Consider the following 14,987-nt stretch of genomic DNA (forward strand, 5'->3'; position numbering starts at 1 on the left):
CGCGCCCCGCCTGCAGCGCCAACGGCCGGAGTCGAGAGCCCATGGGTCAACGCCGCTTCCTGAACCGCAGCCTGCTGATCATCCTCACCGGCGCCGCCATCCTCAGCGTCTTCACCTACCTGATCGGTCGGACGGCGCTGTTCCTGTTCGCCGACTACCTGTGGTACGAGAAGACCGCGGCCGCATTCCTGCTACTCGCCGAGGCGTTCATCATGGTCCACGCCCTCGGCTACTTCCTGAACATCTACCACGCCAATCGCACCCGGCCCGTGGACCCCGCAGCGCCCACCGCCGAACGCGAGATCCCCTCCGCCACGGCACCGCGCTTTTCCTACGAGCAGGCCCTGAAGATCCTCCCGACGGAAAACCCGCCAGAACTCGCGGTGGTCGTGGCCGCACACAACGAGCCCCTGTGGCTGATTGAAGAGACCCTGACCTGCTTCTACAACCTGACCTACCCCAACAAGCGGATCTTCCTGCTCGACGATACCCGCTACGACCCATCGGAACAGCGCTCCGCGGAGATGGCCAAGTACCGCCAGGCGATCGAGGACCTGTGCCAGGGCATCGGCGTCCACCTCTTCCGGCGCCCCTGGCGCGGGGCCAAGGCCGGCATGATCAATGACTTCCTGGCCTTCCTCAACGACCGCGCGCCAGCCGGCTTCGAGTTCACCCGCAGTCCGCTGGATGTCGAGCCCTTCAATATCGAATACGTGGCCGTCTTCGACGCCGATATGAACCCGTTGCCCGAATTCGCCGAACCGCTGATCGCCCAGCTCGAGAGCGAACCGAACCTGGCCTTCATCCAGACACCGCAGTACTACTCCAACTTCGAGACCAACCGGGTCGCGCGGGCCGCCGGCATGCAGCAGGCGATCTTCTACGAGTACATCTGCGAGGGGAAAAGCTCCCAGGACGCCATGTTCTGCTGCGGTACCAATGTCATCTTCCGCCGCGCAGCGCTGGAAGACGTCGGCGGCTTCGACGAGACCTCGGTCACCGAGGATTTTGCCACCTCGCTGCGCTTTCACGCACGCGGGTGGCGCTCCGCCTACATCAACCGGCTCAGTGCGTTCGGGCAGGGTCCGCAGGACCTGGGCGCCTACTTCAAGCAGCAATTCCGCTGGGCGCTGGGCACCGTGGGGCTGTTCCGCACGGTCCTCCAGGCCATGGTGCGCACGCCGCGCCAGCTTTCGCTGGCCAAGTGGTGGGAGTACTCCCTTTCCGGCACCCACTACTTCGTCGGCTGGGTGTTCCTGATCATGGTGCTCAGCCCGACCCTCTACCTCCTGCTGGGCGTGCCGAGCTTCTTCGCCCGGGCGGATATCTACCTGCTGTTCTTCTTCCCCTACATCCTGCTGACGATCACCCTGTTCGCCTTCGCTATGAGTCAGCGCAAGTATCGGCTGCGCGAGCTGGTCACCGGGATCGTCCTTCAGGCCACGGCCTTCCCCGTCTATATCAAGGCCAGCCTGCTGGGCATTCTGGGGGTCCGGGGAAGCTTCACGGTCACCCCGAAGGCCGGTAGCAACGGGCTCCCCCTGCGCGCCCTGTGGCCCCACCTGGCACTGATCGTGCTGTGCACCGCGGCGATCACCTGGGGCGTACTGCGTGGCGTCTTTGAGCAGGAGCCGCTCTGGGCGCTGGTGGTCAACACCCTCTGGTGCAGCTACCACCTCACGCTGCTGCTGGCTGTCTTCTACTTTAATCATCAACCGCAGGAGCAGACGGCATGAACCACCGCCGACTGATCCGCTGGGCCGGCGGCGCCCTGATCTGCGCCCACGGACTGCTCCCCGCCGGACTCCCGGCGGGCAGCGCCCCGCCCCCCGCCGCACCCCCGGTGGCCTTTGGCGTGGCCCTGGACGGAGCTGCCAGCCGCGAACGCCTGGCCCACCTGGAACAGGCACTGGAGCTCGAGATCGGCCTGGTGGCCATCTTCATCCAGTTTCCCGAGGATCCGCGGCACGACAACTTCCCGGCGGAGCAGCTGGACGCCATCCGTCAGGCCGGCGGGCGGCCGGTCCTGACCTGGGAGCCGATGTACATCGCCGATGGCGAGGAGCACGCCATCCCCGCCGAGGAGCTGACCGGCGGCGCCTACGACGCCTACATCCGTCGTTTTGCGCGCGGCGTCAAGGCGTTCCCCGAGCCGGTAATCATCCGCTTTGCCCACGAGATGAACCTCGACCGCTACCACTGGGGCTCCACCGCCGAGGACTACGGCCCATCGGCCCCGACGCGGTATCGGGCGATGTTCCGGCACGTGGTGGAGATCTTCCGCGACGAGGGGGCAGCGGAGCACGCCCGCTTCGCCTTCAACCCCAACGCCGAGTCGGTCCCCTCGCCCGACCGCGACCCGGACGCCGACTGGAACCGGCCGGAGGCGTACTACCCCGGCGACGCCTACGTCGACGTCCTGGGCATGGACGGCTACAACTGGGGCACCACCCGGACCCGCGAGGAACACGGCTGGGACAGCCGCTTCCAGTCCTTCCAGACGATCTTCGAGCCGCTCTACCGCACCCTGCGGGATCTCGCCCCCGACAAACCCATCTACGTCTTCGAGACCGCCACCGTCACCGACGGGGGCGACAAGGCGGCCTGGATCGAGCAGGCCGCCGCGTCCGCCGTGGCCTGGGAGCTGGCCGGGCTGGTCTGGTTCCATAACGACAAGGAAGAGAACTGGCGGCTGGATACCGGTGTCACCCCGGAGGACCTTGAACCGCTGCGGCGGATGATCACCGACCCCGAGGCCCTGCTGGAGGGACGATCCCGTGGTGACTGACAGCGCCCCAACCGTCAACGACACCCGGCGCGAGCTGCGCCGGCCGGTGGCATCCATCGCCCTGCCGTTCCTCGGATCCCGCGGCGAGGCCCTGCAGCCGTTCCAGTACCTGCTAAGCGATGTCAGTAGCGACGGCCTGGGGATCTTCCTGCCCGACTGGCTAGCCAACCGGGAACGCCTTTGGGAGGGGGACCGGATCTTTTTCCATATCCCCTTTCGCTTCGGGGAGCGCGTCCTCAACCGCGGCCATGTCGCCTGGCAGCAGTGGTCCAGCGACGAGGGCGGCCAGAGGGTCGGCGCCACGCTGACCAGCGGCTCGCCCTTGCCCTACCCGCTCTACATCGCCGTGGACGAGCGCGAGATCCGCATCGACCTCGGGCGCTTCGTGACCTCCGAGGCGCTGGCGCAACGGATCATCCACGACTCGGTGCTGCTCAAGCGCGGCGTCCTGATCTACCTCCGCCACCTCGAGGCACTGTTCTCCCGGGTCAGCGATCTGCGCCGCGAGGACTACCGGGTCTTCCGCGAGGAGATCATCGGCGACGTGCGCCAACGACTGCAGCACAGCGTGGCCTACCTCGAGCAGTTCGATCCCCGGATCGCCGGACAGCCGGCCCCTGCCTCACCGATCACCGAGGCGATCGACCTGGACGAGTTTCGTGCCGCCATGGAGCCGGAACTGCCGCTGGAGCTCTTCCACCACGCCCTCGGCGCGGAGAGCACGAGCCTCTACCTCGAGTCGATCAAAAAGCTCGAGCACCGCCTCTATCTCAACCACAACGCCTACGTGATGCTCTACATCGCCGCGCTAGCACCGTAGCCAACCCGTGGCGCCCCCGCCTAGGCGGGCTGCCCGGCGTGGCGGGCGGCGGCTCGCACGGCCTCCTGGACCAGGCCGGGACCGCGGTAGATCATGCCGGTATAGAGCTGGACCAGATCCGCACCGAGATCGAGGCGCCGGGTCACGTCCTCACCGCTCATGATCCCCCCGGCAGCGATCAGGGCCGTCCGCCGATCACGGCGGGCCGCCACCTGCTCCAGGACCCACTCGGCCTGCTCCCGCAACGGCGCACCGCTGAGCCCCCCACTCTCGCGGGCCTGGGGGGTCTGCTCCACCCCGGTGCGCCCGAGGGTGGTGTTGGTGGCGACGATGCCGTCCACCCGGCGTTCGAGCAGGATATCCAGGGTGGCGTCCAGCTCCCCGGCCTCCCAGTCCGGGGCGATCTTGACCACCAGCGGCACCCGTTTGTCGTGCAGCTCGGCCAACCGCTTGCGCTCGGTCTGCAGGCGGTCGATCAGGTTGCGCAGCGCGCCCTCGTGCTGCAGGTCGCGCAGCCCCGGGGTGTTCGGCGAGCTGAGGTTGACCGCCACATAGTCGGCCACCCCGTAAACCATCCCCAGCGCCTGGGCGTAGTCTTCGACGGCCCGCTCGGGGGGTGTATCCCGATTCTTGCCGATGTTGATACCCACCACACCGCGGTGGCGCGAGACCTCCAGCCGGCGGACCAGCGGCTCGGCCCCCTGGTTGTTGAAACCCATGCGGTTGATCAGGGCCTCGTGCTCGGGGATGCGGAAGACCCGCGGCTGCGGATTACCCGGTTGCGCGCGGGGCGTTACCGTGCCCAACTCCAGGAAGCCAAAGCCGAGCTGCTCGAGTACGTCCATGTACTCGCCATCCTTATCAAAGCCGGCGGCCAGGCCCACCGGATTGGGGAAATCGATACCCATCACCCGCCGCGGCACGGCCGGCAGGCTGCGCACCCCGGGGACGGCGGCGATACGCAGACCCAAGCGGGCGAGCTGCATACTCACGCGATGGGCTTGTTCGGGCTCGAGGCGGAACAGCAGTTGGCGGATCAGGGCGTACATCGGGCTCCTCGCAGCAGGCGGTCGACCGTGTGGCGGCGCTATCTTACACTGCACACCATGCCCTGTGAGGGGCCCCGATCATCCTGGAAGAACCCAAGACCATGCCACGCCCCCCCCGCTGGCCGATCCTCATGGCGGTGTGCCTGACCGCCCCCGCCCTCGCCGACGACTTCGAGCAATGCGTCAGCAGTCTTCGTGACGACCTCAAGGAGCAGGGCCGCGACGCGGCCGTGGTCGAGGAAACCTTCGCCGGGGTCGAGCAGCTCGAGCGCATCCTCGAGCTCGACCGCGAGCAGCCGGAGTTCGTACAGACCTTCCGCGACTACCTCGACGCCCGGCTCACCGAGGAGCGCGTCGACCGCGGCCGGGAGATGATGGCCGAACACCGCGAGCTGCTCTGGCAGATCCACGACGATTTCGGCGTCCCGCCGCGCTACCTGGTGGCCCTGTGGGGCATGGAGACCCACTACGGCAGCTACTTCGGCGAGGTGCCGATCATCGACGCCATGACCACCCTCGCCTGCGAGGGCCGTCGGGCGCGCTTCTTCTTCCACCAGCTGGACGCCACGGTGGCCCTCCTCGAAGACGGCAAGCTCGAGCGCGACGGCCTGCGCGGCTCCTGGGCCGGCGCCCTGGGGCACACCCAGTTCATGCCCGCCACCCTGCGCGAGCACGCTGTGGACTACGACGGCTCGGGGCGCATCGATCTACGCGACAGCGTGGCCGATGCCCTAGCCTCCGGGGCCAACTACCTGCGCGCCATGGGCTGGCAGCCGGGCCTGCGCTGGGGCCGTGAAGTCCGCCTTGAAGACGACTTCGATTTCGATCACCTGGGCCTGGACGACCCCCGGGCGCTGGACGAGTGGCAGCAGCTGGGCGTGCGCCGGGCGGACGGCTCCGATCTGCCTCAGAGCGATATCCAGGCCGCGCTGCTGCTACCCATGGGCCGCAACGGCCCGGCGTTCCTGGTCTACGAGAACTTCCGCCGGATCATGGGCTGGAACGCCTCGGTCTCCTACGCGCTCTCCGTGGGGCTGCTGGCCGACCGGCTCGACGGCGCCCCGCCGCTTCGCGCGGGCTTCCCCGATGACCCGGCCCCGCGCCGCAGCGAGCTGCGCCAGGCCCAGGAGGTACTCAACGAGCTGGGCTTCGACGCCGGCACCCCCGACGGCCTGCTGGGGCCACGGACCCGCGCAGCGCTGCGCGCCTACCAGCAGGACCAGGGGCTACCGGCCGACGGCTATCCGGACCCAAAGATCCTCGAACGACTCCAGGAGAAGGCGGAATGAGCGGCGGTCACCCCTCGCGGGTGTCGGGACCGAGTTCCTCGACCAGCGCGCTCAGGTAGGCGGCGATATCCCCCGACTCGTAGAGCCACTGCCCGGCACCGCCATCGGGGATGTACAGGCAGGGCACCATGCGCTTGCCGCCCTGCTCTTCGAGTTCGCGGGCCGCCTGGGGATCCTGGCCGATGTCCCGGCGCTCCAGGTCGATCCCGAGGCTGCGCAGGGTGAGATTGACGCGCATGCAGAACGGGCACCACGGCCGCTCGTAGAGCACCAACCCCTCGACCGCGCGGTCGATGCGGCGCTGCAGGCGGCGCTGCTCGCCGGGATCCTCGCTGGGGCTCGCTGCGGGGCGCTCATCGCTCATGATCGTCGCTCCTCGATGGTGACTACGATATACATTCGCAGGATGTCATAAAACCGAAAGACCGCCCAGGGGGCGATTCTGCTACCGTAGGAACGATGCACGAGCCGACCGACCTCAAACAGCCCAGCCTCTACAACAACCGCCTGCTCAGCCTCCTCGAGTTCAACCGGCGGGTCCTGGAACAGGCCAAGGACCCGTCGGTCCCGCTGCTCGAGCGGCTGAAGTTCCTCTGCATCCTCAGCACCAACATGGACGAGTTCTTCGAGATCCGTCTAGCCAGTGTCAAGCAGCAGGCGGAACTCGGCTCGGTGCAGACCGAAGCCGACGGCCGCAGCCCCCAGGAGGTGCTGCGGGCCACCGGCGCCGTCGCCCACGAGATCGTCCACGAGCAGTACCGGGTACTCAATGAGCAGCTGATCCCGGCGCTGGCCGAGCAGTCGATCCAGTTCGTACGCCGCCAGGAGTGGAGCGAGGCACAGCGCGACTGGCTGCGCAACTACTTCGAGACCGAACTGCTGCCCGTGCTCAGCCCCCTCGGCCTGGATCCGGCGCACCCCTTCCCCAAGGTGCTCAACAAGAGCCTGAACTTCATCGTCTCACTCGAGGGCAAGGACGCCTTCGGGCGCAACTCCGGGTACGCCATCGTCCAGGCGCCGCGCGCCCTGCCGCGGGTCATCCAGCTCCCCGCGGCGGAGATCGACGGCGGCGGCCCCAACGACTTCGTCTTCCTCTCCTCGGTCATCCACGCCTTCGTCAACGACCTCTTCCCGGGCATGACGGTGCGCGGCTGCTACCAGTTCCGCGTCACCCGCAACGGGGATCTGTTCGTCGACGAGGAAGAGGTCGACGACCTGATGCGCGCCCTCGAGGGCGAGCTCTCGCAACGGCGCTACGGCCAGGCGGTGCGCCTGGAGGTGGCCGCCAACTGCCCCGACGCCATGGCCGACTTCCTGCTTGAGGAGTTCGAGCTCGGCCGCGACGACCTCTACCAGGTCGACGGCCCGGTCAACCTCAACCGCCTGATGGCGGTCTACGACCTGGTGGACCGCACCGACCTCAAGTATCCTTCGTTCACGCCGGGGCTGCCGCCAGCGCTGACCACCGGCGCGGACCTGTTCAAGGCGATCCGCCAGCGCGACATCCTCCTGCACCACCCGTTCCAGTCCTTCCTGCCGGTGATCGACCTGGTCCGCCAGGCCGCCCAGGACCCCAACGTGCTGGCCATCAAGCAGACCCTCTACCGCACCGGACCGGACTCGGCCATCGTCGACAACCTGGTCCAGGCCGCCCGCGCCGGCAAGGAGGTCACGGTGGTGGTGGAGCTGCGGGCGCGCTTCGACGAGCAGGAGAACATCCGCCTGGCCAACCGGCTGCAGGAGGCCGGCGCCCACGTGGTCTACGGCGTGGTGGGCTACAAGACCCACGGCAAGATGATGCTCATCGTCCGCCGTGAGGGCGGCCGGCTGTGCAACTACGTCCACCTCGGGACCGGCAATTACCACTCGCGAACGGCGCGGCTGTACACCGACTACGGGCTGATGACGGCCGACCGTCGCATCAGCGAGGACGTGCGCAGCATCTTCCTGCAGCTGACCAGCCTCGGGCGGTCCAAGGATCTGCACCGGCTGCTGCAGGCGCCCTTCACCCTCCACGAGGCGGTGATCGCCCGCATCGAGCGCGAGGCCGAACACGCCGCCAACGGCCGCGGCGGGCGGATCATCGCCAAGGTCAACGCGCTCACCGAACCCCGGGCCATCCAGGCACTCTACCGCGCCTCCCAGGCCGGGGTCGAAATCGACCTGATCGTCCGCGGCATGTGCGTCCTGCGCCCCGGCCTGCCCGGCGTCTCCGAGACCATCCGCGTGCGCTCGATCATTGGCCGCTTCCTCGAGCACACCCGGGTCTTCTACTTCGAGAACGCCGGCGAGCCGGAGATGTACGGCGCCAGCGCCGACTGGATGGGCCGTAACTTCTTCCGCCGGGTGGAGACGGCCTTCCCGGTGGACGACCGCGAGGCCCGGGAGCGCATCGGCAAGGATCTGTCCTACTACCTGGCCGATACCCAGCAGGCGTGGCTGCTCCAGCCGGACGGCTCCTACGTGCGCGCCCGCTCGGGGAGCGAAGAGGCCCCGTTCAGTGCCCAGCAGGCCCTGCTCGAGCGCCTGGCCGAGGACGCCTGACGAGCAGCCCCGCGCGCCCCTTACTCGGGGGCCTCGGCCAGTTCCAGGGTCATCCCGGCACGCTCCAGGTAGCGCTGCTCCTGGAGCAGATCGGCCTGGAGCAGGGGGTTGTCCGCCAGCCACCCGGACGGGAACCACAGCCGCAGCCCGTCGGTCAGCGGTTCCAGGCGCGGCTCCACCACCCGACCGTCGGCCCGCCCACGGTGGAGCAGAACCGCCAGGCGCAGCACCACGGCCAGCCGCTTGCCGGTGTCCAGCCAGCGCCGGGGCAGCGCCTTCAACTGCCCGCGGGCCAGCTTACGGCGGTGCACCCGCACCAGCAGGGCCAGCAGCTGCTGCTCCTGACGGGAGAAGCCGGCCATGTCCGCGTTACGCAGGATGTAGGCACCGTGCTTGTGGTACTGGGCGTGGGAGATATCCAGACCGATCTCGTGGAGCTGGGCCGCCCAGTCGAGGATGTCGCGGTAAAAGCGTCCTGCCAGCCCCCACCCCGGCGCCACCTGATCGAGCAGCCCCGCCGCCGTCGCCGCCACCCGGTCGGCCTGGCCGGCCTCCACCGAATAGCGCCGGCGCAGCGCCGAGACCGTATTGGCCCGGGCGTCCTCGCTGTGCTGGAGCATCCCCAGGCGGCCCGCCAGGTCGTACATCACCCCCTCGCGCAGGGCGCCGTCGGCCACCTCCATACGCTCGATGCCCAGCGCCTCGAAGACCGCACAGAGGGCCGCCAGCCCCGCCGGGAAGACCTGGCGCCGGTCGCCGGAAAGCCCCAGCCACTCGCCCAGGGTCTCGGCGTCGCCGGCCTCCACCGCCAGCCGGCGCAGGCGGCCCAGCGCCTCGGCGGTGATCCACCCGGGCGGTGACCAGTCCCGGCTGGCGCAGGCGTCGGCGGCGGCGCGCACCGTCCCGGAGGCGCCCACAGCCCCCTGCCACGCCGGCGAGCGAAAGGCGCCCTCCACCGGCTCCAGCTCCAGCCGGGCGAGGACCAGGGCCTTCTGGAACTGCCGCCCGGTGATGCGGCCGTCGGCGAAGCAGCGTCCGGTGAGCGAGACGCACCCCAGATGGACGCTCTCCATCTGCTCGGCCCGCGGGCCGCGGCCGAGGATCAGCTCGGTACTACCCCCACCGATATCGATCACCACCCGCCGGCGCTCGTCGAACCCCAGATTGTGGGCCACACCGAGGTAGATCAGCCGAGCCTCCTCATAGCCCGAAACCACCTCGATCGGGTGCCCCAGGGCGCCCTCGGCCTCCTGCATGAAGTCCGTGGCATCCCGCGCCCTGCGCAGGGTGTTCGTCCCCACGGCACGAACCCGCTGCGCCTGCAGGCGGCGCAACCGATCCCCGAAGCGGGCCAGGCAAGCCAGCGCCCGCTCCCGGGCGTCCTCGCTCAGCCGTTTCTGCCCCTCGCCCAGGCCGGCGCCGAGCCGGACCGTCTCGCGCAACCGATCCACCACCCGCAGCGTGCGGGTGGCCGGATCGATGCGCGCCACCACCATATGGAAACTGTTCGAGCCCAGATCGACCGCTGCGATCACCTGCTCGTCTCGCATCACTCCGCCACCTCGGACAGGTCGCCAAGCACCTCAGGGGGAAAATGGCCGGTGAGCCGCCCAGCGCCGGGGGCCGGGCCGTCAGGGAATTCGAGCAGGCAGATGGAGGCCTTGCGGAAGGCGAGGAAGGAGACCGGGGTGCCGGTCAGCGCCTGCCCGACCCAGTAACCGAGATCCGGCTCATGGCCGACCAGGGCCACCGGATACTCGCTGACCTCGGCGAGCCACCGGAACACCGCCGCCGGGTCGCCGCCCGGGGCGAGCGCCGCCAGCTCGCGCCGGGCGGTGGTTTCGGGAAAGGCGGCATCGAGGATGGCCGCGGTCTGCACGGCGCGCGTCAGTGGACTATGCGCCACCAGCGGCAGGTGTTCCACCACCCGCCGCAGGCCGAGCGCCGCCCGACGCATGACCCGCTCGCCCCGGTCCGAGACGCGGCGGGTCCGGTCCCTGCCGTCGGGGGCCTGGTCGCGGGGTTCGGCGATGGCGTGCCGAACCACCAGAACCTGACCCATAGGGATGTCCGGGCGCCTCAGACCACCGAAGAGGAGCGACCTCGATCGCCCACGTCGCGGCCGGCGGCCTCAACCCGTTCCGCCACCTCGCGCACGCCGGAGTCACGGGCCATCTGCTCGAGGGTGATGCCGTTGAGGAAGTCGTAGATCTGCCGACTCAGATCCACCCAAAGGTCGTGGGTCAGGCAACGATCGTCGTCGCTGCTGCCCTCGCCGACGCCCTGCCCCTGGGCGGTCCCTTCATCGACTGCTGTGATGATCTGCGCCACGGAGATCTCTCCAGCCGGGCGGGCCAGCCGATAGCCGCCGCCGGGCCCGCGGACCCCGACGACCAGCCCGTCGCGCCGCATGCGCGCGAAAAGCTGCTCCAGGTAGGACAGCGAGATGCCCTGAGTGTGGGAGATCTCCGCCAATGTCACTGGCCCCTTATCGGTATTGAGGGCCAGTTCCATCATCGCGGTAACCGCGTAACGCCCTTTTGTCGACAAGCGCATAGCCAATTCCTTAAAACGATGGGGGGTATCTGTGGTTATAGCGCTCGGATTGCGTCCGGTCAAGGTCGACCCGACGAGGTAGGAGACCGCAGCCGGAACCCGTGGCCCTCGCCTAGGCTGAAGCGCAGCCAGCGGCTGAGGAAGCGGTTGCTGACCCAGCGCTGCTCCAGGCTGCCGGCCGGATCCCGCACCGTGCGCCCGCCGGTGGCCATGACCTCGGCCACCCGGGCGTCGTGGTAGACCCGCACGGTCAATTCGGGCAGTGACTCGGCACTGCACCCCGACTTGAAACGATGGGTGAGGAGCACCGTGGTGGTGTAGCGGCTGCGCTCCAGGACCTCGAGACGCAGGGCCACCCCGTCCCGCGAGAAGGAGACCTCCCCCTCGGCGCCGGCCCGCTCCAGATCGGGCACCAACCGGCGCATGTAGATGTAGTTGGTCTCGTACAGCTCCATCAGCGCCGCGAAGGTGCGCGGTTTCGCCTCAAGGGCTCGGTGCGAAGTAGCGGCTTCCTGGACCATGCGCGCGAGCATAACACGCACGCGCGCGTCGCGAACCCGTGCCTAGACGCGCCGGGTCAGGGCGTGCTGATGGATCACCGTCGAGGAGATCTCCTCGATGGACATGGTGGTGATGTCCAGGTACGGAATGCCCTCGCGGCGGAACATTGCCTCGGCCCGCGCCACCTCGTACTCGCACTGGCGCAACTCGGCGTAGCGGCTGTTGGGGCGGCGCTCGCTGCGGATCTGGTGCAGGCGATCCGGATCGATGGTCAGCCCGAAGAGCTTCGCCCGGTGGGAGACCAGCGCCCGGGGCAACCGGGTGGCGATCAGGTCGTCGTCGGTGAGTGGGTAGTTGGCGGCGTAGACGCCGAACTGCAGCGCCAGATAGAGCGAGGCCGGGGTCTTCCCGCTGCGCGAGACCCCCACCAGGATGACATCCGCCCGCCCGTAGTGCTGGTGAGTGGCGCCGTCGTCATGGTGCAGTGCGAAATTCATGGCATCGATCCGCACATCGTACGTGCTATCATCCGCGATTCCGTGCGACCGGCCGATGACGTGATTCGACGGCACCTCGAGTTCGCGCTCCAGGGGCGCGATAAAAGTGTCAAAGAAATCAAAGAGGACGATGTGCTCGCTCTCGCGCAGGACGGCGAGCACCTCCGGGTCGATGATGGTGGAGAAGACAATGGGCGGATGGTCATCCTCGGCGGAGGCCGCCGTGATCCGGCGCAGCGCCGCCCGTGCCCGTTCCGCCGTGTCGACAAAGGGGATCGTGGCCTGTTCGGTGGTGACCGAGAACTGGGTCATCAGCGAGTGGCCGAGGGCCTCGGCCGTGATCCCGGTACGATCGGAGACAAAGAAAACCCTGCGCACGTCAGTCATCGGTGGGTCGGTCCCGTTGCGGCCATGAGTCGGCGGGCCATCTTAGACCAAGACCGCCGGCCGCGGCACGCAGCACCGCGAGCACGGCCATTGTGACGCTTCAGGGGAGCACAGCCTTGCAAGATTACGTAGTGGAGTTCGACGCCCTTGGCATGGGCGATGTGGATCAGGTAGGCGGCAAAAACGCCTCCCTTGGCGAGATGATCAGCAACCTCGCCAAGGCGGGTGTCCGTGTCCCGGGCGGGTTCGCCACCACGGCGAAGGCGTACTGGGAGTTCCTGGACGCCAACAACCTGCGCGAGGGGATCCGGGACGCACTCCAGGGGCTCGATGTCGAGGACGTGGAACAGCTGGCTGCCACCGGCGCCAAGATCCGCCAGATGATCCTCGACGCGCCCTTCCCCGAGTCCATCGATGCCGCCATCCGCAGCGGCTACGAGAAGCTCGAGGCCCAGCACCCGGGCGAGGCCTCCTTCGCCGTACGCTCCTCGGCCACCGCCGAGGATCTGCCGGATGCCTCCTTCGCCGGCCAGCAGGAGACGTTCCTCAACGTCCGCGGCCTCGAGGGGATCCGCGAGGCCATCCACCACGTCTTCGCCTCGCTGTTCACCGACCGCGCCATCGCCTACCGCGTCCACCACGGCTTCGACCACGAGCAGGTGGCACTGTCGGCGGGCATCCAGCGCATGGTGCGCTCGGACATCGGCGCCTCCGGCGTGATGTTCACCATGGACACCGAGTCCGGCTTCCGCGAAGCGGTCTTCGTCACCGCCTCCTGGGGGCTGGGCGAGACGGTGGTCCAGGGCGCGGTCAACCCGGACGAGTTCTACGTCTACAAGCCGAACCTGGAGCAAAACCGCCCGGCCATCCTGCGCCGCAACCTCGGCGGCAAGGCGATCAAGATGGTCTACTCGGGCAGCACCGAGCACGGCAAGACCGTGGAGACCGTCGACGTCCCCGAGGCCGACCGCATGCGCTTCTGCCTCAACGACGCCGACATCGAAGACCTCGCCCGGCAGGCGGTGATCATCGAGAAGCACTACGGCCGGCCCATGGACATCGAGTGGGGCAAGGACGGTGAGGACGGCCAGCTCTACATCCTCCAGGCCCGCCCCGAGACGGTGAAGAGCCGCGACGGCGGCCAGGTGCTCGAGCGCTACCACCTCAAGGATCGCGGCCCGGTGCTGACCGAGGGGCGCGCCATCGGCCAGCGCATCGGCGCCGGCCCGGTCCGCGTGATCCAGGATGTCGGCGAGATCAACCGCGTCCAGGAAGGCGACGTCCTGGTCACCGACATGACCGACCCCGACTGGGAGCCGATCATGAAGCGCGCGGCGGCCATCGTCACCAATCGCGGCGGCCGCACCTGTCACGCGGCGATCATCGCCCGTGAGCTCGGCATCCCGGCGATCGTCGGCTGCGGCAACGCCACCGAGACGATCCCCGACAGCATCGACGCCACCGTCTCCTGCGCCGAGGGCGACACCGGCTACGTCTACGAGGGCAAGCAGGACTTCGAGGTCCGCGAGATCTCGCTGTCCGACATGCCGGATCTGCCGTTCAAGATCATGATGAACGTCGGCAACCCGGACCGAGCCTTCGACTTCCAGTTCCTGCCCAACGAGGGCGTCGGCCTCGCCCGGGTGGAGTTCATCATCAACCGGATGATCGGCATCCACCCCCGTGCGCTGCTCGAGTTCGATCAGCAGGAGGAGTCGGTCAAGCGGGTCATCCGCTCGCAGACCGCCGGCTACGAGAACCCCGAGGAGTTCTACGTCGACAAGCTCGCCGAGGGGGTCTCCATGCTCGGCGCCGCCTTCTACCCGAAGCCGGTGATCGTGCGCATGTCGGACTTCAAGTCCAACGAGTACGCCAACCTCATCGGCGGCGAGAAGTACGAGCCGCATGAAGAGAACCCGATGATTGGCTTCCGCGGCGCCTCGCGCTACATCAACCCGGAGTTCCAGGAGTGCTTCAAGCTTGAGTGCCGGGCGCTGCGCCGGGTGCGCGACGAGATGGGCCTGGACAATGTCTGGCTGATGATCCCGTTCGTGCGCACCACCACCGAGGCCGAGCAGGTCATCCGGCTGCTCGCCGAGAACGGCCTGGAGCGCGGCAAGGACGGGCTCAAGGTCATGATGATGTGCGAGCTGCCCTCCAACGCCGTGCTCGCCGACGAGTTCCTGGAGCACTTCGACGGCTTCTCCATCGGCTCCAACGACCTGACTCAGTTGACCCTCGGACTGGATCGTGACTCGGGTGTCATCGCCGAGCAGTTCGATGAGCGCAACGAGGCCGTCAAGCGCATGCTCTCCATGGCCATCCAGGCCTGCCGCCGCCACGGCAAGTACGTGGGCATCTGCGGCCAGGGCCCGTCGGACTACCCCGACCTGGCCCAGTGGCTGATGGACGAGGGCATCGAGAGCGTCTCCCTGAACCCGGATACAGTCGTCGAGACCTGGCTGTATCTGGCGGGCAAGGAGCAGTAAGCGCACAAGCCCGCGCGGTTCAGGGGGCGGGGGCGCCCCCTGAACCGCTTTTCCTGCTGTCACCCGC

Annotated in this window: 13 protein-coding genes; 6 read left to right on the forward strand and 7 right to left on the reverse strand. The window is 68.4% G+C overall.

Annotated features, from left to right (window positions below; all coding sequences use genetic code 11):
* Positions 1-41 precede the first annotated feature (41 nt).
* Genes HHAL_RS01080 through HHAL_RS01090 form a run of 3 tightly spaced genes read left to right on the forward strand, consistent with a single transcriptional unit; the run spans position 42 to position 3,608 of the window.
* Positions 42-1,736 (forward strand): glycosyltransferase family 2 protein, encoded by a 1,695-nt coding sequence (locus HHAL_RS01080; protein ID WP_011813025.1) that lies wholly within the window; start codon positions 42-44, stop codon positions 1,734-1,736.
* Positions 1,733-2,788 carry a glycoside hydrolase family 26 protein gene (locus tag HHAL_RS01085; protein ID WP_011813026.1) on the forward strand — a complete coding sequence of 352 codons (1,056 nt, stop codon included), beginning with the start codon at positions 1,733-1,735 and terminating at the stop codon, positions 2,786-2,788. Before HHAL_RS01080 ends, HHAL_RS01085 begins: the two co-directional genes overlap by 4 nt.
* Positions 2,778-3,608 carry a hypothetical protein gene (locus HHAL_RS01090; protein WP_011813027.1) on the forward strand — a complete coding sequence of 277 codons (831 nt, stop codon included), beginning with the start codon at positions 2,778-2,780 and terminating at the stop codon, positions 3,606-3,608. Before HHAL_RS01085 ends, HHAL_RS01090 begins: the two co-directional genes overlap by 11 nt.
* Positions 3,609-3,628: 20 nt before the next feature.
* On the opposite strand, the gene HHAL_RS01095 is transcribed toward HHAL_RS01090, so the two are convergent.
* Positions 3,629-4,657, reverse strand: coding sequence for a quinone-dependent dihydroorotate dehydrogenase (locus HHAL_RS01095; protein WP_011813028.1), 1,029 nt, complete (start codon positions 4,655-4,657; stop codon positions 3,629-3,631).
* Between the two features lie 101 nt (positions 4,658-4,758).
* On the opposite strand from HHAL_RS01095, the gene HHAL_RS01100 reads away from it, so the two are divergent.
* Positions 4,759-5,946 (forward strand): lytic murein transglycosylase, encoded by a 1,188-nt coding sequence (locus tag HHAL_RS01100; RefSeq protein ID WP_011813029.1) that lies wholly within the window; start codon positions 4,759-4,761, stop codon positions 5,944-5,946.
* A 7-nt stretch (positions 5,947-5,953) separates the two neighbouring features.
* Here the strand turns inward: HHAL_RS01100 and HHAL_RS01105 are convergent, their stop codons facing one another.
* Positions 5,954-6,310 carry a glutaredoxin family protein gene (locus HHAL_RS01105; RefSeq protein ID WP_011813030.1) on the reverse strand — a complete coding sequence of 119 codons (357 nt, stop codon included), beginning with the start codon at positions 6,308-6,310 and terminating at the stop codon, positions 5,954-5,956.
* Between the two features lie 95 nt (positions 6,311-6,405).
* Between HHAL_RS01105 and ppk1 the strand changes: the two genes are divergently transcribed.
* Positions 6,406-8,490 (forward strand): polyphosphate kinase 1, encoded by a 2,085-nt coding sequence (ppk1, locus tag HHAL_RS01110; RefSeq protein ID WP_011813031.1) that lies wholly within the window; start codon positions 6,406-6,408, stop codon positions 8,488-8,490.
* 20 nt (positions 8,491-8,510) lie between these two features.
* Here ppk1 and HHAL_RS01115 read toward each other — a convergent pair whose 3' ends face one another.
* The 5 genes from HHAL_RS01115 to ppsR are packed head-to-tail and all read right to left on the reverse strand — an operon-like array spanning position 8,511 to position 12,431.
* Entirely contained in the window at positions 8,511-10,040 is a 1,530-nt protein-coding gene (locus tag HHAL_RS01115; protein WP_011813032.1) for a Ppx/GppA phosphatase family protein, read from the reverse strand.
* Complete coding sequence (locus tag HHAL_RS01120; RefSeq protein WP_011813033.1) at positions 10,040-10,552, reverse strand: SixA phosphatase family protein; 513 nt, start codon at positions 10,550-10,552, stop codon at positions 10,040-10,042. Before HHAL_RS01120 ends, HHAL_RS01115 begins: the two co-directional genes overlap by 1 nt.
* Positions 10,553-10,569: 17 nt before the next feature.
* On the reverse strand, positions 10,570-11,046 hold the full coding sequence (locus HHAL_RS01125) for an Rrf2 family transcriptional regulator (RefSeq protein WP_011813034.1): 477 nt from the start codon (positions 11,044-11,046) through the stop codon (positions 10,570-10,572).
* 59 nt (positions 11,047-11,105) lie between these two features.
* On the reverse strand, positions 11,106-11,579 hold the full coding sequence (locus tag HHAL_RS01130) for a DUF1249 domain-containing protein (protein ID WP_011813035.1): 474 nt from the start codon (positions 11,577-11,579) through the stop codon (positions 11,106-11,108).
* Between the two features lie 30 nt (positions 11,580-11,609).
* Positions 11,610-12,431 carry a posphoenolpyruvate synthetase regulatory kinase/phosphorylase PpsR gene (gene ppsR, locus HHAL_RS01135; protein ID WP_011813036.1) on the reverse strand — a complete coding sequence of 274 codons (822 nt, stop codon included), beginning with the start codon at positions 12,429-12,431 and terminating at the stop codon, positions 11,610-11,612.
* A gap of 116 nt (positions 12,432-12,547) precedes the next feature.
* On the opposite strand from ppsR, the gene ppsA reads away from it, so the two are divergent.
* Positions 12,548-14,920 carry a phosphoenolpyruvate synthase gene (ppsA, locus tag HHAL_RS01140; protein WP_011813037.1) on the forward strand — a complete coding sequence of 791 codons (2,373 nt, stop codon included), beginning with the start codon at positions 12,548-12,550 and terminating at the stop codon, positions 14,918-14,920.
* Positions 14,921-14,987 lie beyond the last annotated feature (67 nt).

Origin of the sequence: Halorhodospira halophila SL1 (assembly GCF_000015585.1) — a bacterium.
Classification (GTDB): Bacteria; Pseudomonadota; Gammaproteobacteria; order Nitrococcales; family Halorhodospiraceae; genus Halorhodospira; species Halorhodospira halophila.

Excerpts from the sequence above, each read along its gene's own strand:
- HHAL_RS01095 (WP_011813028.1), bottom strand. The coding sequence starts at position 4,657 with ATGTACGCCCTGATCCGCCAACTGCTGTTCCGCCTCGAGCCCGAACAA.
- ppsR (WP_011813036.1), bottom strand. The coding sequence starts at position 12,431 with ATGACTGACGTGCGCAGGGTTTTCTTTGTCTCCGATCGTACCGGGATC.
- HHAL_RS01100 (WP_011813029.1), top strand. The coding sequence starts at position 4,759 with ATGCCACGCCCCCCCCGCTGGCCGATCCTCATGGCGGTGTGCCTGACC.
- HHAL_RS01120 (WP_011813033.1), bottom strand. The coding sequence starts at position 10,552 with ATGGGTCAGGTTCTGGTGGTTCGGCACGCCATCGCCGAACCCCGCGAC.
- HHAL_RS01105 (WP_011813030.1), bottom strand. The coding sequence starts at position 6,310 with ATGAGCGATGAGCGCCCCGCAGCGAGCCCCAGCGAGGATCCCGGCGAG.
- HHAL_RS01080 (WP_011813025.1), top strand. The coding sequence starts at position 42 with ATGGGTCAACGCCGCTTCCTGAACCGCAGCCTGCTGATCATCCTCACC.
- HHAL_RS01115 (WP_011813032.1), bottom strand. The coding sequence starts at position 10,040 with ATGCGAGACGAGCAGGTGATCGCAGCGGTCGATCTGGGCTCGAACAGT.
- HHAL_RS01125 (WP_011813034.1), bottom strand. The coding sequence starts at position 11,046 with ATGCGCTTGTCGACAAAAGGGCGTTACGCGGTTACCGCGATGATGGAA.
- HHAL_RS01130 (WP_011813035.1), bottom strand. The coding sequence starts at position 11,579 with ATGCTCGCGCGCATGGTCCAGGAAGCCGCTACTTCGCACCGAGCCCTT.
- ppk1 (WP_011813031.1), top strand. The coding sequence starts at position 6,406 with ATGCACGAGCCGACCGACCTCAAACAGCCCAGCCTCTACAACAACCGC.
- HHAL_RS01085 (WP_011813026.1), top strand. The coding sequence starts at position 1,733 with ATGAACCACCGCCGACTGATCCGCTGGGCCGGCGGCGCCCTGATCTGC.